The sequence below is a fragment of the Streptomyces sp. x-80 genome (genome assembly GCF_046549095.1).
GTDB classification, from domain to species: domain Bacteria; phylum Actinomycetota; class Actinomycetes; order Streptomycetales; family Streptomycetaceae; genus Streptomyces; species Streptomyces celluloflavus.
This window is the reverse complement of the sequence record NZ_JAJPWM010000001.1, coordinates 286,283-308,610: the sequence shown is the minus strand read 5'-3', so window position 1 is coordinate 308,610 and position 22,328 is coordinate 286,283. Positions and strand designations below refer to the sequence as shown.

Annotated in this window: 21 protein-coding genes and 1 pseudogene; 11 read left to right on the top strand and 11 right to left on the bottom strand. The window is 72.0% G+C overall.

Annotation, left to right across the window (positions count from 1 at the left end):
• Nucleotides 1-46: 46 nt before the first annotated feature.
• Entirely contained in the window at nucleotides 47-1,804 is a 1,758-nt protein-coding gene (locus tag ACLJWH_RS01215; protein WP_411139622.1) for a CocE/NonD family hydrolase, read from the top strand.
• A 42-nt stretch (nucleotides 1,805-1,846) separates the two neighbouring features.
• On the opposite strand, the gene ACLJWH_RS01210 is transcribed toward ACLJWH_RS01215, so the two are convergent.
• The 4 genes from ACLJWH_RS01210 to ACLJWH_RS01195 form a co-directional block, all read right to left on the bottom strand.
• A complete protein-coding gene (locus ACLJWH_RS01210) occupies nucleotides 1,847-3,277 on the bottom strand; it encodes a CoA transferase (RefSeq protein WP_411139621.1) in 1,431 nt (476 codons plus the stop codon).
• A gap of 232 nt (nucleotides 3,278-3,509) precedes the next feature.
• On the bottom strand, nucleotides 3,510-4,724 hold the full coding sequence (locus ACLJWH_RS01205; RefSeq protein ID WP_411139620.1) for a cytochrome P450: 1,215 nt from the start codon (nucleotides 4,722-4,724) through the stop codon (nucleotides 3,510-3,512).
• A 209-nt stretch (nucleotides 4,725-4,933) separates the two neighbouring features.
• Nucleotides 4,934-5,686 carry an SDR family NAD(P)-dependent oxidoreductase gene (locus tag ACLJWH_RS01200; RefSeq protein WP_411139619.1) on the bottom strand — a complete coding sequence of 251 codons (753 nt, stop codon included), beginning with the start codon at nucleotides 5,684-5,686 and terminating at the stop codon, nucleotides 4,934-4,936.
• A gap of 84 nt (nucleotides 5,687-5,770) precedes the next feature.
• A complete protein-coding gene (locus tag ACLJWH_RS01195; RefSeq protein ID WP_411139618.1) occupies nucleotides 5,771-6,202 on the bottom strand; it encodes an Rrf2 family transcriptional regulator in 432 nt (143 codons plus the stop codon).
• Between the two features lie 132 nt (nucleotides 6,203-6,334).
• On the opposite strand from ACLJWH_RS01195, the pseudogene ACLJWH_RS01190 reads away from it, so the two are divergent.
• Nucleotides 6,335-6,547: pseudogene (locus ACLJWH_RS01190) on the top strand (serine hydrolase); the annotation flags it as partial.
• A 343-nt stretch (nucleotides 6,548-6,890) separates the two neighbouring features.
• Here the strand turns inward: ACLJWH_RS01190 and ACLJWH_RS01185 are convergent.
• Nucleotides 6,891-8,279 carry an aminopeptidase P family protein gene (locus tag ACLJWH_RS01185; RefSeq protein WP_411139617.1) on the bottom strand — a complete coding sequence of 463 codons (1,389 nt, stop codon included), beginning with the start codon at nucleotides 8,277-8,279 and terminating at the stop codon, nucleotides 6,891-6,893.
• Between the two features lie 461 nt (nucleotides 8,280-8,740).
• Nucleotides 8,741-9,409 carry a TetR family transcriptional regulator gene (locus ACLJWH_RS01180; RefSeq protein WP_411139900.1) on the bottom strand — a complete coding sequence of 223 codons (669 nt, stop codon included), beginning with the start codon at nucleotides 9,407-9,409 and terminating at the stop codon, nucleotides 8,741-8,743.
• 2 nt (nucleotides 9,410-9,411) lie between these two features.
• On the opposite strand from ACLJWH_RS01180, the gene ACLJWH_RS01175 reads away from it, so the two are divergent.
• Nucleotides 9,412-10,737: an FAD-dependent monooxygenase gene (locus ACLJWH_RS01175; protein WP_411139616.1), complete on the top strand. Its 1,326-nt coding sequence runs from the start codon at nucleotides 9,412-9,414 to the stop codon at nucleotides 10,735-10,737.
• Between the two features lie 153 nt (nucleotides 10,738-10,890).
• On the opposite strand, the gene ACLJWH_RS01170 is transcribed toward ACLJWH_RS01175, so the two are convergent.
• Nucleotides 10,891-11,892 carry a zinc-dependent alcohol dehydrogenase family protein gene (locus ACLJWH_RS01170; protein ID WP_411139615.1) on the bottom strand — a complete coding sequence of 334 codons (1,002 nt, stop codon included), beginning with the start codon at nucleotides 11,890-11,892 and terminating at the stop codon, nucleotides 10,891-10,893.
• A 105-nt stretch (nucleotides 11,893-11,997) separates the two neighbouring features.
• On the opposite strand from ACLJWH_RS01170, the gene ACLJWH_RS01165 reads away from it, so the two are divergent.
• Genes ACLJWH_RS01165 through ACLJWH_RS01140 form a run of 6 tightly spaced genes read left to right on the top strand, consistent with a single transcriptional unit; the run spans nucleotide 11,998 to nucleotide 17,200 of the window.
• A complete protein-coding gene (locus ACLJWH_RS01165) occupies nucleotides 11,998-12,456 on the top strand; it encodes an acyl-CoA thioesterase (protein ID WP_411139614.1) in 459 nt (152 codons plus the stop codon).
• Between the two features lie 2 nt (nucleotides 12,457-12,458).
• Nucleotides 12,459-13,136, top strand: coding sequence for an energy-coupling factor ABC transporter ATP-binding protein (locus tag ACLJWH_RS01160; protein WP_411139613.1), 678 nt, complete (start codon nucleotides 12,459-12,461; stop codon nucleotides 13,134-13,136).
• Nucleotides 13,133-13,789 carry an energy-coupling factor transporter transmembrane component T family protein gene (locus tag ACLJWH_RS01155; protein WP_411139612.1) on the top strand — a complete coding sequence of 219 codons (657 nt, stop codon included), beginning with the start codon at nucleotides 13,133-13,135 and terminating at the stop codon, nucleotides 13,787-13,789. Before ACLJWH_RS01160 ends, ACLJWH_RS01155 begins: the two co-directional genes overlap by 4 nt.
• Nucleotides 13,790-13,809: 20 nt before the next feature.
• Nucleotides 13,810-14,367 carry a biotin transporter BioY gene (locus ACLJWH_RS01150; RefSeq protein WP_411139611.1) on the top strand — a complete coding sequence of 186 codons (558 nt, stop codon included), beginning with the start codon at nucleotides 13,810-13,812 and terminating at the stop codon, nucleotides 14,365-14,367.
• 6 nt (nucleotides 14,368-14,373) lie between these two features.
• Nucleotides 14,374-15,948, top strand: coding sequence for an AMP-binding protein (locus tag ACLJWH_RS01145; protein WP_411139610.1), 1,575 nt, complete (start codon nucleotides 14,374-14,376; stop codon nucleotides 15,946-15,948).
• Entirely contained in the window at nucleotides 15,941-17,200 is a 1,260-nt protein-coding gene (locus ACLJWH_RS01140) for a thiolase family protein (RefSeq protein ID WP_411139609.1), read from the top strand. The genes ACLJWH_RS01145 and ACLJWH_RS01140 overlap by 8 nt, the downstream gene beginning before the upstream one ends.
• A gap of 296 nt (nucleotides 17,201-17,496) precedes the next feature.
• Here ACLJWH_RS01140 and ACLJWH_RS01135 read toward each other — a convergent pair whose 3' ends face one another.
• The 3 genes from ACLJWH_RS01135 to ACLJWH_RS01125 form a co-directional block, all read right to left on the bottom strand.
• Entirely contained in the window at nucleotides 17,497-18,069 is a 573-nt protein-coding gene (locus ACLJWH_RS01135; RefSeq protein WP_411139608.1) for a TetR/AcrR family transcriptional regulator, read from the bottom strand.
• A 109-nt stretch (nucleotides 18,070-18,178) separates the two neighbouring features.
• The gene (locus tag ACLJWH_RS01130; protein WP_411139607.1) at nucleotides 18,179-19,576 is read right to left on the bottom strand and encodes an amidase; all 1,398 of its coding nucleotides are present in this window, start codon (nucleotides 19,574-19,576) and stop codon (nucleotides 18,179-18,181) included.
• Nucleotides 19,563-19,784, bottom strand: a complete 222-nt coding sequence (locus ACLJWH_RS01125; protein ID WP_411139606.1) for a hypothetical protein — start codon at nucleotides 19,782-19,784, stop codon at nucleotides 19,563-19,565. The genes ACLJWH_RS01130 and ACLJWH_RS01125 overlap by 14 nt, the downstream gene beginning before the upstream one ends.
• Before the next feature lie 127 nt (nucleotides 19,785-19,911).
• On the opposite strand from ACLJWH_RS01125, the gene ACLJWH_RS01120 reads away from it, so the two are divergent.
• Both ACLJWH_RS01120 and ACLJWH_RS01115 read left to right on the top strand, forming a co-directional pair.
• Entirely contained in the window at nucleotides 19,912-21,015 is a 1,104-nt protein-coding gene (locus tag ACLJWH_RS01120) for an MBL fold metallo-hydrolase (protein WP_411139605.1), read from the top strand.
• Between the two features lie 21 nt (nucleotides 21,016-21,036).
• Nucleotides 21,037-21,666, top strand: a complete 630-nt coding sequence (locus ACLJWH_RS01115) for a GNAT family N-acetyltransferase (protein WP_411139604.1) — start codon at nucleotides 21,037-21,039, stop codon at nucleotides 21,664-21,666.
• Between the two features lie 246 nt (nucleotides 21,667-21,912).
• On the opposite strand, the gene ACLJWH_RS01110 is transcribed toward ACLJWH_RS01115, so the two are convergent.
• Nucleotides 21,913-22,104 carry a DUF1059 domain-containing protein gene (locus ACLJWH_RS01110; protein ID WP_411139603.1) on the bottom strand — a complete coding sequence of 64 codons (192 nt, stop codon included), beginning with the start codon at nucleotides 22,102-22,104 and terminating at the stop codon, nucleotides 21,913-21,915.
• Nucleotides 22,105-22,328 lie beyond the last annotated feature (224 nt).

Here is a 22,328-nt window from a genome sequence, read left to right as displayed (position 1 = left end):
TGGACAGCCTGCGCGAGATGACCATGTCCAGGGATTGGCGGGAGCCATGAAGTTCACTGTCGATGTCGATGTCCAGGTGCCGGTCGCAGACGGGACGCGCCTGGCGACGAACATATGGCGGCCCGAAGCGGACGAGGGTACGACCTTCCCGGCGCTGCTGGTACGTCTCCCGTACGGCAAGGACGACGTCGGCCTGTACGGGGGCGCGGCCTTCCCGAACATCTTCGCCCTACTGGAAGCGGGCTACGCGGTCGCCGTGCAGGACTGCCGCGGCACATACCGCTCCGAGGGCGTCTTCACCCCTCACCTCGACGACGCCTCAGACGGCGCGGACACCGTGCGCTGGCTCACTGCCCAGCCTTGGTGCAACGGCGCGGTCGGGAGCTACGGCGCGTCCTACGTAGGTTTCGACCAATGGCAGACAGCGTCGACAGGAGTCGAGGGCCTCAAGGCAATCGCGCCCGGCCAGTCCACAGCGGACTTCTACCGAGCCCCTTGGTACTCCCCCGGCGGCGCCCTCTCCCTGGAGTGCGGGCTCAGCTGGGCCGCGCTGATGTCTGTCGCCCACGCCGACCGGGAACTCGCCGCGGGCAGGGGCACTCCGGAGGACCTTGCCGCCGCAGCTGAACTCATAAGCCGACTGCCGGCCGCTTTGGAGACCACGCCGCTCGTTGACCAGCCGGTCGTCCAGAAGCAGCTTCCCTGGTTCATCACGGATGTCTGCGGCCACCCGTCGAGGGACACGTACTGGCGGGACCTGGCTGCGATCGAGCGGGTTGATGAGATCACCACCCCGGCACTCATCCTCGGCGGCTGGTACGACCTGTTCATCGGCGAGACGGTCAACGCCTACACCGAGATGCGCAAGCGCGGCGGCAGCCGGGAGGCCCGTGAGGGCCGGCGTCTGATCATCGGCCCGTGGGCCCATTCGCCCGGCGCCGACCTGGGAGCGTTCCCCGACCGCAGCTTCGGCGCCGGCGCCTCGATGCAGATGGCCGACGTGACCCAGTCGCACTTGCGGTTCTTCGACCGATGGCTGCGGGGGAAGGAGACTGCTCTCGACGGTCAGGCACCTGTCCGTATCTTCGTGATGGGCCGCGACGAGTGGCGCAGCGAGCAGGAGTGGCCCCTTCCCGATACGCGGTACACCGACTTCCACCTCGGTGGGGGCGGCCGGGCGAACACGTCGAACGGCGACGGGGTGCTCTCCAGGGAGGCTCCTGAGGCGTCCGCGCAGGAAACGTACCTGTACGACCCACGGCGCCCTGTCCCCACCGTCGGCGGCAACATCATCGCCTTGAGCCCTGAGGTCTACGCCGGACCCGCCGACCAGAGCCGGATCGAACATCGCGAAGACGTCCTCTGCTTCACCACCCCGGTCCTGGAACACGAGGTGGAGATCACCGGCCACGTTGCGCTCACCCTGTTCGTGGCCTCTTCCGCCATCGACACCGACTTCACCGGCAAGCTCGTCGACGTGCATCCCGATGGCCGTGCGATCAATCTGTGCGAAGGTATCCAGCGCGCGCGTTACCGGGAGTCACTCGCGGAGCCGGAGTTCATGCAGCCGGGCGAGATCTACGAATTGACGCTCGACCTGTGCGTCACCTCGAATGTCTTCCTCCCCGGACATCGCATCCGCCTTGAGGTGTCCAGCAGCAACTTCCCTCGGTACGACCGCAACAGCAACACCGGAGGCACCATCGCCGAGGAGCGTTTGGAGGACATGGTCCCGGCGCTGAACCACGTCTACCACGGTCCGGAGCATCCCAGTCGGCTCACCCTCCCACTGATCGAGCGCTGACCTCGTCCTCGGGATGACTCCCGAGAGGTCTCCGTCGTACCGTCAGCCGGTGCGGGGATTCCAGGCCGCCGGGTCGGCGCCGTAGGGGACGAGCCGTTCGGCGCGCGGCAGCGGCAGGTGGGAGAAGGTCAGCGGCGGGGCGAGGCTGGTGACGGCGCCGTAGGAGGTGTCGAACGTGACTGTCCGCGCCGGTTGGGTGTCCTTCTCCGGTACGCCCGCCAGGAGTTGTTCGTCGATCAGGCCGAGCTCCTGTACCCACATCGCGCTGCGGGTGAGGGAGAGCCGCACGTGGTACGAGCCGCCCTCCTCGGATCGGCGCAGCAGGGCGGCCATCACACCGGCTGCGGCCAGGTAGCCGGTGATCAGGTCGGCCAGGTAGAAGACCGGGGAGAAGCGGGGCCGCCCCGGCGCCCCTTCGCGCGCGGCGAAGCCGGAGGCGACCTGCCCGTTCTGGTCGAAGCCGGGCCGGCCGGCCCAGGGGCCCTGGTGGCCGTAGGCGTTGGCGCTCATGTACACGATGCCGTGCGCGCTCCCGGCCGCGAGCTCGGCGGGGGTGAGGCCGAACCGGTCGTTGACGTCCGGGCGCCAGGTGGTGGTGAACACGTCGGCTCCGGCGGCCAGTTCCCGCATGACGCGGAGTTGGGCGGGCTCGCGCAGGTCGAGGTAGGCGCAGCGCTTTCCGACGTCGACGCCGAGGTGCTGGGCCAGGGTGTCCGCGTACGTCGGGGCGCTGATGTGGAGCACCTCGGCGCCGTACTCGGCGAGGGTCCGCGCGCTGCGCGGGCCTGCGAGGACGTGTGTGAAGTCCAGAACGCGCAGCCCGTCGAGCGGGAAGGCGGCGTCCGGCGTCCACGGCACGGGGGCGGTGTCGGCGATCTTCACGATCTCCACGACGGGGGTGCGCTCCAGTAGTCGGCCCTGCGGGTGTTCTCGCCATTGCTCGGGGGTGAAGGCTCGGCAGCAGGGCAGGCCCGCCGCCGCGAGGGCCTCCTCCAGATCTTCGGATTCCCAGCGCGCGACCTCGCGGGCGAGGGCTTCGCGATTGTTGCCGCAGTCGAAGAAATTCAGGTAGCCGTCCAGCAGCTTGGCGTACGGAGGTCCTGCCTCCAGCATCACGTAGCGGCCGTCGGCACACGCGAACAGGCCGTTGGCTGCGACGCGTTCGGCGCCCACGTCGATGGCGTGGCCGGACTGGCGGACGAAGTGCGTGGGGTGCAGGTGGTGCAGGGCGTGCCGGATGTCGATCTCCACGTCGCCGGTCTGGCCGGTGCGCCGCTCCCAGATCGCGGACGCGGCAGCGCCGATCGCGAGTTGGGCCGTGGCGGAGGCTTCGCCGAGGCGGTGCGGGGAGCGGATGACGGGGTCGGTCCCGTGCAGTGCCGCATCGCCGTGGAAGGTGTCGCCGAGTCCCAGCTGGGCCAGCAGCTCCGCCAGGGGCCTCAATTCGTCCTTGCTGAGACGTCGTTCGGTCACAGGTCACCCTCTGTCCCGGGCAAGCCGGGTGCCCCGCCCTGCCCGACCGATAGCTTCGGCCGCTCACTGCGCGCGGTGTCACCGGCGCATAGCGCTTCCGGGACCTGACGGTTCCGGCGGCTCGTGCCGAATCTCTGCCGTTTCCGTGCCGTGCCCGCGGTGTCACCGCGGGCACGACTCGGCGTCCCGTTCACCGCCCACGACCGGGGTCCGGCGTGGTGAAGGACCCCGCTCAGCGGCGCCGACGCCTCGCTTCGACGCCGCCGGAGCCGGAGTGTCGGCTGACGCGAACTCTGCAAGTGCCCAGGCCGCGCAGAGTGTTGTTGAGGGCGGGTTCGGCCTTGAGCAGTTCGAAGCGCGACACCCTGGGCAGCAGCGCCTCCAAGAGGGCACGCATCTCGATCCGGGCCAGGTTCATGCCGATGCACACGTGCTCTCCGCGCCCGAAGGCCAGGTGGTCCGAGGGCTTGCGGCGTACATCGAACCGGTCGGGGTCAGGGTACTTGCGCTCATCGCGGTTGGCCGACCCGTACAGCAGCACGACCCGGGAGCCGGCGGGAAGCGGGTATCCGTCGATCTCGGAGTCCTGGGTGAGCAGCCGGGTGAAGCGCTGTACCGGGGATTCCAGGCGCAGGGCTTCGTTGATGGCGTGCGGAACGAGCGAGGGGTCCGCCCGCAGTACGTCCCACTGCTCGGGGTTTCGGGCGAAGAGGTGGATGGCGCTGGAGATCGCATAGATCGTCGTGTCCAGGCTCGGCGCGATGTAGTCGATCGTCATGAACGGACACTTCTCCACCGGCAGGTCGCCCTGTTCCGCCGCCGCGTACAGCTGGGCGGCCCACCCGTTGGGCTTGAGGGTGCCGGGCTTGGCCTCGTTGAGGGCGAAGGCGACCATCTCGTCCATCTTGGGCAGGGCGGCGATGGTCCGCGGATTCATCGGCCCCTGAGCGTCGAAGGTGGCAGCGGCCCATTCGAGCATGTGCGCCCGTCCAGCGTTGCCGAGGCCGACAAGTTCGGAGACGATGTCGAGCGGGAGGCGCTCGGCGAGCTCTGTCGCCGCGTCGAACGACCCTTGCCCCACGAGGCGTTCGACGACGCGCTCCGCCTCCTGCTCGACGCGTGGGGTGAGTTCGCGCAGTTTCTCCGGCCGCATCGGCCGCCCCAGAACCTGGCGCATCCGGGTGTGCTCGGGTGGGTCGCTGCACAGGGTGACGCCTTCCAGGGCCGAGTTGACCTGGTCGTTCATCATCACCCCCTTCGCGGAGGTGAACACCTGCCAGTTCCCCGACGCCTCGCGCACCTCCCGATACCGAGGAAAGGCGTACATGCCGTTGCGTTCGATCTCGACCACCGCGCCCAGATCACGCAGCTCCTGGTAGAGCGGGTAGGGGTCGGCCAGGCTCTGGTCGGTGAACAGGTCGATGTCGCTTGCCGGAATCTTCTTCATGAGCAACCTCAACTCCCCGGAGTTCCGGGTCTGCCGTCGCGCAGCCCGGAGTTGAACGGCATCGAGCTGGGCTGGCGCCAGGCGAAGTACCAGGATTACCCGACGCGCAGCAGGACCAGCATCGACGCCATCGGCGAGGCCGTCGACCGGGCCGTGGTCCGACAACGCGACCGGGCCCGACGATCAACACCGAACTTCACCCGAGCCGTTCAGAGCTGGGTGGCGCCGCCGTCGACGAACAGCTCCGCACCGGTGGTGAAGGAGCTCTGGTCGCCGGCCAGGTAGAGGGCGGTGGCGGCGACCTCGTCGGGACGACCGGCGCGGCCGAGCGGGGTCGGTGCGGCGGGCTCGGCCGCCTTGGGCTGATCGCCCTGCGGGAACGCGGCCCGCAGCTCGTCACCGCCGGTGGTTTCGACGGGGCCGGGAGTGAGGGCGTTGACCCGGATCCGGCGGTCGGCCAGTTCGGCGGCCCAGGTGCGGGCGAGGCTGCGGATCGCGGCCTTGGTGGCGGCGTACACACCAAGGCCCGGGGCGGCGCGAAGGGCCGCGCTGGAGGAGAGCAGAGTCACCGAGGCGCCGGCCGACAGCAGCGGCAGGGCTTTTTGGACGGTGAAGATCGTGCCCTTGAGGTTGATGGAGGTGGTGCGTTCGTACTCCTCCTCGGTGATCTTGCCGAGCGGGCCGTAGTCCCCGAGGCCGGCGTTGGCGACGACGATGTCGAGGCGGCCGCTGCGCTCCTTGATCTCGGCGAAGAGCCGGTCGAGGTCGTCGAGCTGCGACACATCGCCCTGGATGCCGATCCCGCGGCTGCCGACCTGCGCGACAGCGGCGTCCAGTTCCGCCTTGCGGCGGCCGGTCAGGTAGACCGTCGCTCCCTCGGCGGCGAACCGGCGCGCGATGGCCAGACCGATGCCGGTAGAGGCGCCGGTCACCAGGGCGGTCTTGTTGTCCAGCTGTCCCATGGGGCTCTCCGAATCTTTGAGGTAACCATTTTTGTTACATTGATGGGGTGCAGAAGACTGCCACCCCTGCGGCCGGGAAACGGGCTAAGCGGCCTTGAGTACGTCCCGCAGGACGTCCTCCAGCGTGGTTCTCGCCAACTCCCTGCGAAGGGTGGCCTCGATCTCGCCGTAGACGGCGGTCAGCGCCGGTCCGATGCCGTGACCCACGACGCACTCGGGGTCGGGTGCCGAGCGGTGCAGAGCGAAGACCGGCCCCGGCTCGACCGCCTCGTAGACATCGAGCAGGGTGATCTCCGCCAGGTCCCGCGAAAGCGTCCAGCCGGCGCCGGCGCCTCGCCGCGAGTCGACAAGCCCCGTCCGGCGAAGCTCGGACAGCAGGCGGCGGATCACCACCGGATTGGTGTTGACACTCGTCGCGATCTGCTCGGAGGTGGCGACGTCGTGGCCGCGGCGCTGATACAGCCCTATCCACGTCAGGGCATGCGCCGCGATGGTCAGCCTGCTGTTGGCACTCACGTCGGACCTCACCTCCCTTGACCCCGACTTCAAACGTAACAGTACTTGTTACATCGACATGTGGCAAGTCCCTGCACGGCGGCCCCGGGCCGAGCCCGGACGCATGCGCCTACCCGTTCACAGGGCGGAGTCACCGCCGGTGTTCCCCTGCGGGCCCATCTGAAGAACCTCTACGGCACCTGCGAGGACGGCATCCGCCGCGGCAACCTGCACGAGGAACTGCACCAGCCGCCCGGCGAAGCCATCGCATACACCGACCGGGCCGCCCTCATCCTCGGACATCTCGCCGAGCACCTCTCGGGCCGGCCCTTGGACCAAGCTGACCAACAAGCTCTACTACACCCGTGAGCGCCAGCCCCTCACCGATGTACGCAACGCCTTTCGGCAACGCGCCTTCTCCTGATCCACGGGACGCGCTCGCGGGCACTCTCGCTTGCCAGTCGAATCCGACAACTCCGATTCCGGCAACGGACTTGCCTGATGAACGGCCAGCCACTGCCACACCTTCGGGCCCCAGGCCGCGCGCAACTGGATCGGGCGGGCGCGTGAGTCCGCTCGGCGTCGTGGTCGGTGGGCCGGGCGAGGATCGTGGTGAGCGGTCTGATCTGCCCGTGCCCGCCCAGGGGCCCCCGGGAATCTCGGTGGGGAACACCCGGGCAGGAGGGCCGGCCCAGCGCCGGGCCGGCCCTCAGCCCCGGCCTTCGAGCAGGGTGCCCATCCATTCCTCGACGCCGGCGACCGTACGCGGCAGCGCACCCGACATCAGGCGGGCGCCGTCCGACGTGATGACGAGGTCGTCCTCGATCCGCACGCCGATACCGCGCAGTTCGGCCGGGAGGGTTTCATCGTCCGGCTGAAGGTAGAGGCCGGGCTCCACGGTGAGGACCTGGCCCTCCTCCAGAACGCCGTCCAGGTATGTCCCGGCCCGTGCCTTGGCGCAGTCGTGGACGTCGAGGCCGAGCATATGGCCGCTGCCGCACAGGGTGTAGCGGCGGTGCGCATCGCCGTCGGCGTCCTTGAGCACGCCCCAGTCGGCCAGCCCTTCCGCGATGACCCTCATGCCGGCCCGGTGGAAGTCACGGAAGCCGGCACCGGGGCGCAGCGCCGCGATTCCCGCCTCCTGGGCCGCCAGCACCACTTCGTACACCTGGCGTTGAACGGGGTTGAAGCGGCCGGAGAGTGGCAGGGTGCGCGTGATGTCGGCCGTATAGAGGGTGTCGGTTTCCACCCCCGCGTCCAGGAGGAGCAGTTCGTCGCGGTTCAGACGTCCGTCGTTGCGGATCCAGTGCAGGACGCAGGCATGGGCGCCGGAGGCCGCGATGGTCTCGTAGCCGGTGCCGTTGCCCTCGGCACGGGCCCGCAGACCGAAGACCCCCTCGACGCAGCGCTCTCCGCGCGGGTGCGCGAGAGCGCCCGGCAGGGCCCGGACCACGTCCTCGAAACCGGTGGTGGTGTGATCGACCGCGAGCTGGAGCTGCTCGACCTCCCAGGCGTCCTTGACCAGGCGCAATTCCGCCAGGGCGGTGGCCAGTTCGGCGTCGGTGGCGGCGTTCCGCCCCGACGGGGTGCCCAGGGTGTCCAGGCGGGCGCAGCGGATGCCGGTCAGCCGTTCCCCCTCGGCCAGGTCGGGACGGCGCCCGACCCAGAACTCGCCGTAGCGCCGGTCCCGGTAGAACTCCTCGTTACCGTCGACGCGCGGTGAACGCGGTCGCAGGTAGAGCACTGCCTCGTGTCCGTGCGGGCCCGAGGGCTCCAGGACCAGGACCTGACCTGCCTGGTCCTCCCCCGTCAGACCGGTCAGCCAGGCATACGCGCTGTGCGGGCGGAACCGGTGGTCACAGTCGTTGGAGCGGACGGTGAGCTCGCCGGCCGGGACGATCAGCCGCTCGCCGGGGAAGCGGGCGGAGAGCCGGTCCCGGCGCGCCGGGGTGACGGTGTACGCGGCGACCCGCGCGGAGTCGGGGAGGGTGGACGAGGCCCAGGCGCTCGCCATGAAGCGGGACAACCCGGCAGAGACCGGCAGGTCATGGCTGCCGGTGTGCAGCGTCGGAGCGGAGTGGGCGACGGCTTCGGTCACGAGGGCTCCCTGAAGAGGACGCGAACGGTAGGTGCGGCGGAAGACATACAGGCTCAGTGCAATTTCACATTACTATGTTATGGCTCGGGCGGCGGCGTGCTCCATCTCGTCATCTTCCGTGCGGTAGCGCGCAGTTGGGCACATCGCACCAGGGCCGGACACTGCACGCCGTCACGGAGGGGAGACCGCCACCACCGCGTCCGCCCGTGCCACGCCGCCGGCTACCGGGACGGATGGACACGGAGACGCGGGCAACGGGGCCGGCGGAGCTCTCGCGCGGCAATCGCGCGAGAACACCGCGAACAGCTGCCTGGCCGGGGGCACGACGCGAAATCTTTCTCCGCTCCGCCGTTGATCCATACGAGATGGCGTAGCAGTCGCACGGAGCCCGCCCCGAATATGCGACGAGTTTCCGTCACGAGAGCCAGGCGGATCCCACGCACCATGGCGAGATCCGTCGATTATCGGCAGCCACCCTCTCGGCCGCCGGCGAGCTGCCCTCCCCCGCGGGTCCGCGGCCCGAGGTCAGTCGGGCCGACCGGAGCCGCCGCCGGCGAGCCGCCGATCAGCTGGGCGAGCTGTTCGGCGTAGTGCTCGACCAGCTCGGGCGAGCTCGCGTCGGCGCCGAACAGGCCGCGGGCCAGCTGAGGGTAGACCACCAGCGCACTCGCCGTGCTCATCGTGATGAGCAGCAGCGCGGCCGGGTCGAACCGGTCGTCGAGCTCACCGGCCAGCTGGCGCTCGCGGATCACCGCCACCTCGTGTCGCAGCCGGGCATTGCGTTCGGCCGCTTCGGCCGCTTCGGCCTCGTCGGCCTCGTCGGCCTCGTCGGCCTCGTCGTCCTCGCCGGTGTCGGCGAGACCTTCCCAGGCGAGGAGGCGCCCGCCGAGGCGAGGGTCGACGCTCGCCCGCACATAGCTCTTGATCATCTCGGCGTAGTCCATGTCGTCGGGGAACTCCTGGGCCTCGTAGGCCCGCCACCGTCGGCCGATCTCCCGGTACAGGCCCGCCTTGCCGTCGAAGTAGTACGTGATGAGCTGCTGGTTCACGCCGGCGCGGGCGGCGATCTCGGCCACCCGGGCGCCGGCGAAGCCCTTGGCGGAGAACTCCTCGGTCGCGGCGTCGAGGATCAGTGCCTTGGTGCGCTCCGGGTCACGCTGCCGCTCGTGCGCGGCCGGCGCCCGCCGCGTCGACCAACGCGGCGATCGACCAGGACCGGCTCGAACTCCTGCTGCGCGACCGTGCCCGCGAACTCGGCGCCGATATCCGGCACTTCACCGAGATGACCGCTCTCGACCAGGACGCCGACGGTGTCACGGTGACCGTCCGGGACCGCGCGAGCGGCGACGAGGGAGCGATCCGCGCGGACTATGTCATCGCGGCCGACGGGTCGAGGAGCCGGATCCGCACCTGGCTGGGGATCGAGTCCGACGGGCCGGGCGAGCTGTTCAACACGATCACCGCGATCGTCGACGCGGACCTCTCCGCCGCCGTGCGCGGCCGCACCGTCGACATCGTCTATCTGCAAAAGCCGCGCCCGTTCAGCGCGGTGATGCCGCACGACGCCGCGGGTTCGCGCTGGCTGTTCAGCACCGGGTACGACCCGCGGCACGAGTCGGTGGCGGACTTCACCGCCGAGCGCGTGGCGGGGATGGTGCGGGAGGCGTCCGGACTGGACGGGATCGACGTCTCGTTGCGGCCCCAGATACCCGGCACCGACGTCACCGTGCTCGGCTTCCCGGTCGGCGCCCAGGTCGCGCGGTCGTACCGCTCGGGCCGGGTGTTCCTGGCCGGGGACGCCGCGCGCAGCCAGCCTCCCACGGGCGGGTTCGGCGGGAGCACCGGGATCCAAGACGTCCACAACCTGGCCTGGAAGCTGGCCGGCGTCCTCACCGGGTGGGCCGGTCCCGGATTGCTCGACACCTACGACGCCGAGCGGCGGCCCTACGGCGAGCTCGCCATGCGGCAGGCGTTCGCCCGTTTCGGCGACAGGATGGCCGGTGGCGCGCAGGTGGAGCTGCTCGACTACTCGGCGGTGACGATGGGCTTCCGGTACGCCTCGGCGGCCGTGCCCGGCAACCGCGAGACCGCCCCGGTCCGCGCCGTCGAACTGCGTGCGCAACCCGGCACACGGGCACCGCACCGGCCGACCGCGGACGGCGGTTCCACCCTCGACCTGTACGGCGAGACCTTCGTCCTCCTGGCCGGTCACGACGGCCAGGCGTGGGCCGAGGCCGCGAAGGACCTCGGCACCGCGATGGGCGTGGCGGTCCGGTCGTACGTCCTCGGCGCGGACATCGACGTCGAGGACGGTGCGAAGGCGCACGGCATCGGCGCCGACGGTGCGGTACTCGTCCGCCCGGACGGCTTCGTCGCCTGGCGCGGCCCGTCCGCCGCGACGGACCCGGCCGCGACGCTCGCCGGGGTCCTCCGCGCCGTCCTCGCCGGACGGGGCTGAGCACGGCGGGCGCTCCACCGTCGCCACGGCGGCACCGCCGGTCCGCGCGGTACCGGACGTGGTGACGGTCGCATGCGCATTGGGCCCCGGGCACCGCGGCCGACGGGCACGGGGGCGTCGGCCACCGGCAGCGCGCCGCCGGTGGCCGGCTCCTCAGTCGGTGAGGCGCAGCAGCACCTTTCCCTGCCGCCCCGGCGCCGCGTCCCGCTCCAGCGCCTGTCGTACGGCGGACAGCGGATACACGTCCGCCACCTGCGAGGCGGCCGTGCCGTCCAGCACCAGGCCGAAGACCTCGGCCAGGGCGTCGGCGAGCCGCTCCGGGGCCTCGGCCTGAACGGTGTGCACCCAGTCCCGGAGTCTGAACAGCACGATCCGTACATCGCGCCGCTCGGCCGGGAGGTGCGAGGGCAGCGGTTGTCCGGAGAGCAGGCCGTAGTGCACCAGGGTGCCGCCGGCGGCCAGCGCGTGGCCGAGTGCCGCGCCCTCCGTACCGCCCACCGCGTCCAGCGCGACATCGAGACCGCGGCCCCGGGTGATCTCGCGCAGGGCCTCCCCCACCGGACGGTCGGCGGTGCACACCGCGGCGGTCAGCTCGGTGCCGGTGAGCCGCGCCAGGCTGTGCGGCCGGCGGACGAGGGCGATGGGCCGGATCCCCGCCCGGTTGAGCATCCGGATCAGCATCAGGCCGATGGCCGAGGCGGCGGCGTTGACCGCGACCACCTCGGCCCCGGTGTCCCGTACCTGGTGCCGTGTCATCAGCAGCGCGGTCAGCGGATTGATGTACGCGGTGGCCGCCTGTTCGTCGGTGAGCTCGGGCCGGACGGCCAGGCACCACCGGCCGTCGGTGACCTTGTTCTGCTGCCAGGCGCCCGCGCTGCCGAGCGGGAGCACCCGCTGTCCGGCCCGGAGGTCCCGCACCCCGGGGCCGGTCTCCTCGATCACCCCGACGCCTTCGAAACCGGGCACGAACGGCAGCACGGTGCGGGAGGCGTACGCGCCGGAAATGGTCACCAGGTCGGAGGGGTTGATGCTCGCCAGCACCATGCGGACGGCCACCTGTCCGGGCCCCGGCCGGGCCGGTTCGTAGCGCTCCGTGCCGACCACCCGGGCGGCCGGACCGAATTCCCTGACGATGCCTCGGAGGCTTCGGGACATCGGCGAAGTCCTCACATGGTGGTGACAGTGCGGTGGCGGTCTGGGTACGGTGCTGTGCGCACGGGCCCAGGCCGCCCGTGACCCTACACGGAGAGCGGGGGGTTCGTGCGGCAGCGAGTTCCGTTCTCCGATGTGGACATGCACGGCCATGTGCACAACGGCGTCTACTGCTCCTATGCGGAGACCGCGATCAACGAGTTCCTCCGCGAGGCGGGCCTGTCCGATCGTTTCGACCCCCGGGCCGACTCCCACGGCGTCGTCTACCACGTGAAGAAGATCGAGCTCTGCTACGAGGGCGCGGCGGGCTTCGACGACATCCTGGACCTCAGCGCGGGCGTGCGCCGCATCGGCACCAGCAGTCTGACCTTCTCCGCCGCGGTGGTCCGCGCCGGGGACGGGGCGCCGGTCGCACGGGCCGAGGTCGTCTGGGTCTGCGTCGACAAGAAGACCGGCCGGCCCCGCCCCGTGCCCACGCCGACCCGCGACGCCCTCGCCGCCGTGCCTCCCGCCCCGGACGCCCCGGCGGAGCCCGCCGCCGCACGGCCCGGGGCCGGGGACCGGTAGCCGTGCGGATAGCTCTGGACGGTGTGTCCGTACGGTTCGGCCCGCGCACGGTACTGGACGCCGTCAGCGTCGAGCTGACCGAGCGGCGGATCGGCGTGATCGGCGCCAACGGTTCCGGCAAGAGCACCTTCGCCCGGCTGCTCAACGGTCTGGTCCTGCCAAGTGCGGGGACGGTCCTGGTCGGGGCGGACGACACGGCGACGGACGCCCGCCGGATCCGCCGTCGGGTGGGCTTCGTCTTCCAGAACCCGGACAACCAGATCGTCCTGCCCCTCGTCGAGGAGGACCTGGCCTTCGGGCTGCGGAACACCGGCGTGCCCCGTAAGGAGATACCCGGCCGGGTCCGCGAGCAGCTGGCGGATCTCGGCATCGCCGCACTGGCCGACCGTCCCAGCCATGCCCTCAGCGGCGGCGAGAAGCAACTCGTCGCGCTGGCCGCGGTGTTGGTCATGCGCCCGGAGACGGTCGTGTTCGACGAGCCGACCACCCTGCTGGACCTGCGCAACCGCAATCGGCTCCGGGCGGTGATCGCCGCCATGCCGCAGCAGGCCGTCGTCCTCACCCACGACCTCGATCTGCTCACCGGCTTCGACCGGGTGCTGGTCCTCGACGAGGGCCGCATCGCGTACGACGGCCCGCCGCGGACCGCCGTGCCCTGGTACGTGGCACACCACTCATGAGGACGTCCCTGTACGTGCCCGGCACCTCGCCGCTGCACCGGGTCCCGGCCGGGTGGAAGCTGGCGGTGCTGCTGCTGTGCGGTGTGGCCGTGTTCCTCACCAGGTCCGTGCCGCTGCTCGGCCCGGCCGCCGGTCTCGCGCTGGTCCTGCTGCTGACCGTACGGGCCTCCCGGGAGCAGCTCGCCCGCCAGCTGCGCGGCCCGCTGTGGATCCTGGCCGCCGTGGTGGCGGTCGCCGCCCTCACCGAGTCGGGGCACGCGGCGCTCGTCGTGGGCCTGCGTCTGGTCATCCTGCTGCTGGCCGCGCTCAGCGTCACTCTCACCACCCGGACCTCGGAACTCCAGGGCGTGCTGGGGGCGGTGCTGCGTCCGCTGGACCGGGCGGGGCTGGTGAACGCGCCGGCCGTCGCGCTCGCCGTGTCGCTGGCGCTGCGCTTCGTCCCAGAGGTGTTCCAGCAGTTCCAGGAGATCCGGGAGGCCCAGGCGGCGCGCGGTCTGCGGGGCAGTCCACTCGCGCTCGTCGTGCCCCTGGTGATCCGGGTGCTGAGGTCGGCGGAGGACATCGCGGCCGCCATCGACGCCCGCTGCTACCCGCCGGCCCGCTCCCGGCACCCCGACCGTGACGACCGGCGCAGCGGAAAGGCACCCGGATGACCGTACGCACCCGACGCCCCATGAGCACTCAGGATCTCGTGCTGACCGCCCTGTTCTGCGCGGTCATCGTCGCGCTGGGGCTGCTCCCACCGGTCAGCATCGCGGTCATTCCGGTGCCGGTCACCTTGCAGACGCTGGGCGTGATGCTCGCGGGAGCGGTACTGGGTCCCGTACGCGGCGCCGGCGCCTGCGCCCTGGTCGTGCTGCTGACCGTGCTCGGGCTGCCGGTGCTGTCCGGCGGCCGGGGCGGACTGGGCGTGATCCCCGGGCCGACCGGCGGGTATCTGCTGGGCTGGATTCCCGGTGCGTTCGTCACCGGGTGGCTGGTGAAGCGGTTCGCGGTACGGGCCGGCGGCCGCTTCGCGTCACTGGCCGCCCACTTCGTCTCCTGCCTCGTCGGCGGACTCCTCGTCGTCTACGCCGTCGGTGTCCCGTGGACGTCGATGACCACGGGTCTCGGGATGGGGAAGGCCGCCCTCGGCGCCGCCTACTTCGCGATCGGGGACACGCTCAAGGCGGCGGTCGCGGCGGCCGTCGCGCACCACGTACGGCGCTCCTATCCGATCGAACCGAGGTGACAGCGGATGCCGGTAGCACATCGGGTCGCGCGAACCGCGGCGGGACCGCGCCAGGAGGAGCCCGCCTTCGTCCTGGACGGGCGGGTGCTGACCCATCGTCAACTGGCCGACCGGGCCGCCGCGGTGGCGGCCGGACTGCGGACCGTCCCCGCCGGCCGGCGCGAGTGGCTGCCGACGGGGGCCCGTCTGCTGGCCATCGGCACGGGCAACCACCCTGTCTTCGCCGAGCTGTTCACCGGCGCGACCGCGGGTGACGGCGTCTGCGCCGTCCTCGACCCGCAGTGGGGCACGGAGCAGACCGCCGCCGTACTGGACCGGCTCCGTCCCGATCTCCTGGTCCTCGCCGCCGGACAGCGCACGCTGCACGCCGAGGCGGACCGCCTCGGCATCCGGACGCTGACCGCCGGCGGCGACACCACCCCTGGCACGTACGAGAGATGGCTGGACGGATGGTCCGGGGCGGCCCCGGCGGAACATCTGCGGCCCGGCGACGACGCCGCCCCTTTCTTCGTCGGCTTCACCTCCGGGACCTCCGGTCTGCCGCACGCCTTCCACCGGACCCGCGGTTCCTGGCGGATCAGCCTGGCCGAAGGCCGGCGGGCCTGGGGCCTGGACGCCGGGCAGTCCACGCTCGCGCCGGGCCCGCTGGCCCACGGCCTGAGCCTCTACGCGCTCGCGGAGTGCCTGGAGAGCGGGGCGGCCTGCCACGGGCTGAGCAGGTTCGACGCCGGGGCGGTGCTGCGGCTGCTGGAGACGGCATCCGTACGCCGGCTGATCGTGGTGCCGACCATGCTCAGCGCGCTCTGCGCGGCCGCCGACGGCGGTACGGACGGCCCGGCGCGGCGGTTCACAGGTGTCAGGACGGTGGTCAGCGGCGGCGCCAAGCTCCCCCCGCAGCTGCTCGCGCCCGTCGGTGCGCTCCTGCCCGAGGCACGGATACGGGAGTACTACGGCGCCTCGGAACTCGGCTTCGTCACCGTCAGCTCCCCCGGTCCGGCAACGGCCGCCCTCGACGTCGGCACGGCCTTCCCCTCCGTCACGCTGGAGATCCGCGATGCCGAGGGGGTGCCCGTGCCGCGCGGCGCGACCGGCATGGTGCATGTGCGCAGCCCCCTGGTGTGCGACGGCTATGTGTGGGGCGCAGGAGGTTTCCGCACCGAAGGGGGCTGGGCCACCGTCGGGGACATCGGCCGGCTCACGGCGGACGGCCGGCTCCATCTCGTCGGCCGCGGCGGCATGGTGATCACCGGGGGCCTGAACGTCTACCCGTCCGAGGTGGAGAACGCCCTCGTCCGGCTGGCACAGATCGACACGGCGGTGGTGACCTCGGTGCCCGACGACCATCTGGGCCAGGCGCTGGTCGCCGTGGTCACCGGGCCCGGTACGGACGGACTGAGCCAGGCCGCGGTACGCGAACTCTGCGGCACCGTGCTACCGCGCTACATGGTCCCCCGCCGTTTCTCCACCCTTGCCACCTGGCCTTTGACATCGAGCGGCAAGATCGCACGGAGCCGGATCGAGGAGTGGACCGCCCATGACGACGCACGGCTCATCCCGTTCCCGGACGAGTCCCGTGGCTGAGGCCGCCGGACCCGGCACACTCCCCGACGACCGGCAGCCGGTGGTGGTCGCCGCCCGCCGGACCCCCATCGGCCGGGCGGCCGGCTCGCTGGCCGGGGTCGAGGCGCACCAACTGGTCGCGGCCGTGATCCGGGACGTGCTGGCCGACTCCCGCGTCGAGCCCGCGCGGGTCTGCGACGTCATCGTCGGCAACGCGGCCGGCGGTGGCGGCAACCTCGCGCGGCTGGCCGCGCTGGAGGCGGGGCTGCCGGCCGAGGTCCCCGGCGTCACCGTGGACCGGCAGTGCGGCTCCGGCCTGGAGGCGATCGTCCTCGCCTGCCGGCTGGTCGCCGCCGGGGCCGGCGAGGTCTATCTCGCGGGTGGCGGCGAGAGTGTGAGCACCGCCCCCTGGCGGGTGCGGCAGCCCGCACGCCCGGGTGCCCTCCCGGAGTTCTACGCACGGGCCCGGTTCGCCCCGGAGTCGGTGGGGGACCCCGATATGGGGGTGGCCGCGGAGAACGTCGCCCGGCACTACGGCATCACCCGCCGCAGGCAGGACGAGTTCGCCCTGCGCAGCCACCGGCGCGCGGTCGACGCCCGGGAGAACGGCCGCTTCACCGCCGAGATCACCCCGGTGCGTACGGCCCGCGGCACCGTCACCGCCGACGAGTGCCCGCGCCCCGACACCTCGCCGGCCGCGCTGGCCGCCCTGCGTCCGCTCTTCGCCGCATCCGGCGAGGGCACGGTCACCGCCGGCAACTCCTGTCCGCTGAACGACGGTGCGGCCATGGTCCTGGTCACCAGCCGGTCGGTGGCCCGTGCGCTCGGCCACCGGCGTGTGCTCGCTTTCGTCGACGCGAGCAGCGCCGGGGTGGACCCGAACCTGCTGGGCACCGGCCCGATCGCCTCGACCCGGCGACTGCTGGCCCGCCGCCCCGACCTCGCCGCCGACACCCCGGACGGCGCCGGCCCCGGGGGCCCCGTACCGGCCACGGTCGAACGCATCGAGTTCAACGAGGCGTTCGCCTCCCAGGTCCTCGCCTCGCTGGACGCGCTCGGCATCGCGGACGAACGGGTCAACCTCGACGGCGGCGCCCTCGCCCTCGGCCACCCCTTCGGCGCCTCCGGGGCGATCCTGGTGACCCGCCTGTTCAGCCAGCTCGTCCGCGCCCCGGCCGCCGACACCCCGCCCGGCGCCCGGGGCCTGGCCATGCTGGGCATCGCCGGCGGCCTGGGCATCACCGCGCTCTTCTCCGCACAGGGGACCGGCTGAGCGGGCGCCGTCACGGGGCGGGGCGGCCCCGGCGATGACGGTGCCAGTGACGATGACGGGGACGGTGACGGTGACGACACTGTCGTGCGCGGTGAGTCCGGTGGTCTGTTCGGTGGTCAGTCCGGTGGTCAGTCCGGTCCCCGCACCGGAGGTGGTGCCGTCGCCGGCGGATGCCCCGGCCGGCGACGGGCCCGCACCGGACCCGGCGTCCGCGTCGGGACGGGACGGCGGCGCGCCCGCCGGTCAGGGCCGGACGGAATGACGACGGGGGCGGGGACGTCGGCCGGGGGGCCGCGTCACGGCAGCGGCATGAGCCGGTAGAAGACGGTGGTGACCAGATCGCGGGCGTAGCTCGGGTCGAGGAGCCCCGGGCGGAAGAGGATGCGGTACATCAGCGGGGCCACGATGTGGTCCATCACGGTGTCGGTGTCCGGCACGTCCTCACCGCGCTCCGTGGCGCGGCGGAGGATGGTGGTGACCTGTTCGACGGCGTAGCCGGAGCACTGTCCGGCGTTGCTGCCGTCCCCGTCGCCGGCGAGCGCGTCGCGGATGTAGGAGCGCCCCGGCGGTGAGGACATCTCCTCCAGGAAGTCGGCGGCCCAGTGCTCCAGGTCCTCGCGCAGAGTCCCGTGGTCGGCCGGCGGCGTTTCCGGGCGCAGCCGCTCCACCGCGACGTCCGACAGCAGTTCGCTCAGGCTCCCCCAGCGGCGGTAGACCGTCGACGGTGTGACGCCGGCGCGCGCGGCGATCTGCGGGACGGTGAGGTCGTCGCGCCCGTGTTCGGCCTGGAGTTCGCGCACAGCCGTGTGCACCGATTGCTGAACGCGGGCGCTGCGCCCTCCGGGGCGGGCCGCTGCTCTTGGGCTCATACCCAGCATCTTAATGCAAAGTAATTGCTCGGCCCGGCGGCCCTGGCGCGCCCCCGCCTGCCCTGGCGCGCCCTGTCGGGGCGGGGCGGCGCCGGGACCGGTGGCCGGGTCATGCGGCGACGGGTGCGAGGCGCGGGACGGCTCCCCTGGCCTCCTCGTACACCCGGCCGGTGCTCAGCAGCACGGCTTCGGCGAACGGTCTGCCGATGAGCTGCATGCCGATCGGCAGCCCCGCACCGTCGAGGCCGACGGGCAGGGACAGTGACGGCAGGCCCGTGATGTTCGCCGGCGCCGACAGCCTGACGTAGCTGTCGGACACACTCTCCTCGGATCCGTCCGGCCAGCGCACCGTCTGCTGGTCGCGGCGGGCGGCCGTGGAGGTCACCGTCGGCGCGGCGATGACGTCGACCTCGTCGAACAGCCGCGCCCACGCCCGCCGCATGAGGGTGCGGGAACGCTGGGCGCGCAGATAGTCGCCCGCCGGTACGAGTTCGCCGGCCTCCAGCAGGACGCGCACGTCGGGGCCGTACAGCTCGGGAGACGAGCGCAGCGTCCGCTGGTGGTAGGCGGTGGCCTCGGGCACCATGAGCCCCCACTGGGTGGCCTGGAGGTACTCGGCCATCGGGATGTCGATGTCCACGAGTGCGGCCCCCAGTCCGGCCAGGTCGGCGACGGCGCCGCGGACGGCCTGTGCCACCTCGGGCGCGACCCGGTCGAAGAAGTGGTTGCGGGGGACGCCGACGCGCAGCCCGGTGAGGGTCCCGTCGGTGCGGCGCGGGCGGCCGGACGGTGGCACATCCGGTGCGGCCGGGTCGCCCGGATCGTGCCCGACGAGGGCGGCGAGTACGAGTTCGGCGTCCCGCGCGGTGCGGGTGATCGGGCCGACGTGGTCCAGGGACCAGGACAAGGACGTCACCCCGCGCCGGGAGACGAGCCCGTAGGTGGGCTTGAGCCCCACGACGCCGTTCAGCGCCGAGGGGACCCGGATCGAGCCGCCGGTGTCCGTCCCCAGGGCGAAGGTCACCTCACCCGCCGCGACGGCCACCGCCGATCCGCCGCTGGACCCGCCGGCCACCCGGCCGGGAGCCCAGGCGTTGCCGGTCTGCGGGGTCGTCAGCCCGTAGGCGAACTCATGGGTGTGGGTCTTGCCCAGCAGGATGGCCCCGGCGTCCCGGAGCCGCGCCGCGACCGCGCTGTCCCTGCGGGCCGTGTGGTGCTCGCGCACCCGGGAACCGGCCGCGGTCGGCAGCCCCTGGACGTCGATGAGGTCCTTGAGGCCCATCGGGATGCCGTGCAGCGGACCACGGTGTGCGCCTGCCGCGATGTCCCGTTCCGCCTGCCCGGCCGCCTGCCGCGCGGCGTCCGCGAAGACCGCGACGAAGGCGCCCAGGCTCCCTTCCACGGCCTCGGTCCGCTCCAGGACGGAGTCGGTCAGTTCCACCGGCGAGAGTTCCCCGGCCGCGATCGCCTGCGCCGCGTCGGCGAGCGACAGTTCATACGGCTGCATCGTCCCGCCCCTCCCCCATGAGGTGAGCGGCGTCGTACACCGCGGCCGGGGCGGTCTCGCCGAGGTCCAGCGCGCGCAGGGTGCCGATGACGCGCCGGATGTGGTTCGCCGTGGCGGTCACGAGGTCGAGCCGCTCCGTCTCCAGGGGTATGCCGGCCCGCAGGGCCCGGCGGGCCACCTCCTGCGGGGAGAGATCTGCGGTGGTCATCGGTGCGTCCCTTCGCCACGTAGAGGCGTGCGGCACACACCCCTAAAAGCTGCTTATTTGCGTTAGTGGACCCTACGGCATACCGTCCACTAACGCAAAGAAACCGCTTTAGATGACGGGAGAAGTCATGACCCAGCCCCTCCCCCCGCACGCCTCCGGCGGCCCGGCACCCACCTGGGCCGTGGGCGACCTGCTCGTACACCGCATCGACGAAGCGGCGCTCCCACCGCAGACCGGGCCCTGGCTGCTGCCCGCCGCCACCCCCGACACCGTGCGCGGCGCCCCGTGGCTCCGGCCGCACTTCGCCGGCCCCACCGGTGTGCTGCATCTGTCCAGCCACAGCTTCGCCGTCGAGGCGAACGGCCTGCGCGTCCTGATCGACACCGGGATCGGCAACGGCAAGACCCGGGCCAACCCGGCCTGGCACCACCTGGACACCGCGTATCTCCAGCGGCTCGCCGGGGCGGGCTTCCCGCCCGAGAGCGTCGACCTGGTCATCCTGACCCATCTGCACACCGACCATGTCGGCTGGAACACCCGCGACGACGGCGGGACATGGGTCCCCACCTTTCCGAACGCCCGGTACCTGACGTCCCGCGCCGAAGCGGAGCACTGGGCGGGCACGGACCTGGACGAGCCCCGCCGGCAGATGTTCCGCGACTCCGTCGACCCCGTCCGCGACGCCGGTCTGCTCGACCTGATCGACGTACCGGACGCGGGCACCGAGGTGGCCCCCGGCATCCGCCTGCTGCCCACACCCGGGCACACCCCGGGCCAGGTCGCCGTGGAGCTCCACAGTGCCGGCCGGTCGGCCGTTGTCACGGGCGACTGCGTCCACCACCCCGTGCAGCTGCACCGGCCCGGCCTCACCAGCTGCGTGGACTTCGACGCCGCCCAGGCCACCCGCAGCCGCCGCGACCTCCTCGCCGCGCTCGCCGGCACCGAAGTCCTGCTCCTGGGCAGCCACTTCCCGCCCCCGACCGCCGGCCTCGTCGTCTCCGAAGGGGACAACTACCGCCTCGTAACCGTCCCCGGCACCGCCGGACCGGCCCGGCCGGCACCAGGCACTGCCCGCTGGAGCCCGGTCGCCCCGCCTGCCCGTGACACCGCACGGCACACCCCGCTCCGATCCGGCGCGGACGGCGTCCCGGTTCCGGCGAATGCCCAGGTGAGCGACCTGGTTCGGGACACCGTCCGGGGTCGGAAGAGCAACTGGGTGGCGCGCACCTGACGGCTTCGGCACGATGCCGTGATGATCTCCGGCTCGCCCATCGCCCCGGTTGTTCCCGAAGGCCACCTGGCCCGGAGCGAACAGCCGGTGCTCGGCCTCCCGAACGGTATGGAGCTGCGTCCGTGGCGGCTGAGTGACGCGGAGGCCCTGGTGGCCGCCGGCCTCGATCCGGCCATTCGGCAGTGGAACCTCCTGTCCGTACGGACCCCGGAAGAGGCGCGCCGGAGGATCGAGCGCATGCACGCACGCCGACAGGCCGAGCTGAGCACGATCTGGGCCATCGCCCGGCCCGGCGGGGGTGCGGCCGTGGGCCTGATCGGATGCAGTGACATCGATCTCCAGGGCGGCAGCGCCGAAATCGTCTACTGGATCCTGTCGGCGGCCCGCGGGGGCGGAGTCGTCGTCGAGGCGACGCAACGCGTCAGCCGGTGGGCCCTCAACGACCTCGGCCTGCACCGGCTCCGCCTGTGCCACTCCGTGCGGAACCCGGCGTCCTGCCGGGTGGCCGCCAAGGCGGGATTCTCGTTCGAAGGCACCATGCGCAGTGCGTTGCTGCACGCGGACGGATGGCACGACCAGCATCTGCACGCCCTGATCCGGGGCGACATCGGACTCCGGGGTGACATCGGTCTGGTCCAGGTCGACGTCTGACCGCCGGTCCGGATCGGGGACGCCCCGCGCACACTCCTCGTCCGATGAGTGTGTGCCGTCCGGTGGGCGCATCCCGCCCGGAGACCGTGTGCAGGTCGTCACCGTATGTAGCCGCGAGTGCCCCGCCTGCACCCCGCTCGCCGTCCGAACGCCGACGGGCCGCCGCCCTGCGGACACGAGACGACCTCAGGTCGCGTCCAGTACCCGCAGGACGTGAGTACATCCTCGGGTCGTGAGTCCTGGAGATCAGGCGTGCTGCGGCACCTCGTCCTTCAGCATGCCGCGCAGTGTGGTGCGGAACTCCGGAGTGTCCTGGTGGCCGTGCACGGCGACGGCGTGCTGGGCGGCCGCCTGCATGACTTCCTCTTCCTCACCCGCGAGGGTCAGGGAGCAGTGCGATTCACTGGGGTAGTCCCGGCAGTCCATGACCTTACGCATGGTCGCGCCTCCCGCGATGGCGATGGCTGCCGGCCTTGCCGCCCGAGGGGTGCGCGGGCAGGAAGGCTGGGCAGATGCGGATATATGTCCCTTTCCACGATCCTCCTCGCGGGCCGGAGAGGGAAGCCCGATACCGGGTTCCCGGTGGGGACCGCACACCGAAATCCCCGTAACTCTCCAGAACCTCCCGGAGTCATCCCGCCCGGACGGGCGCGAGCCGCGAG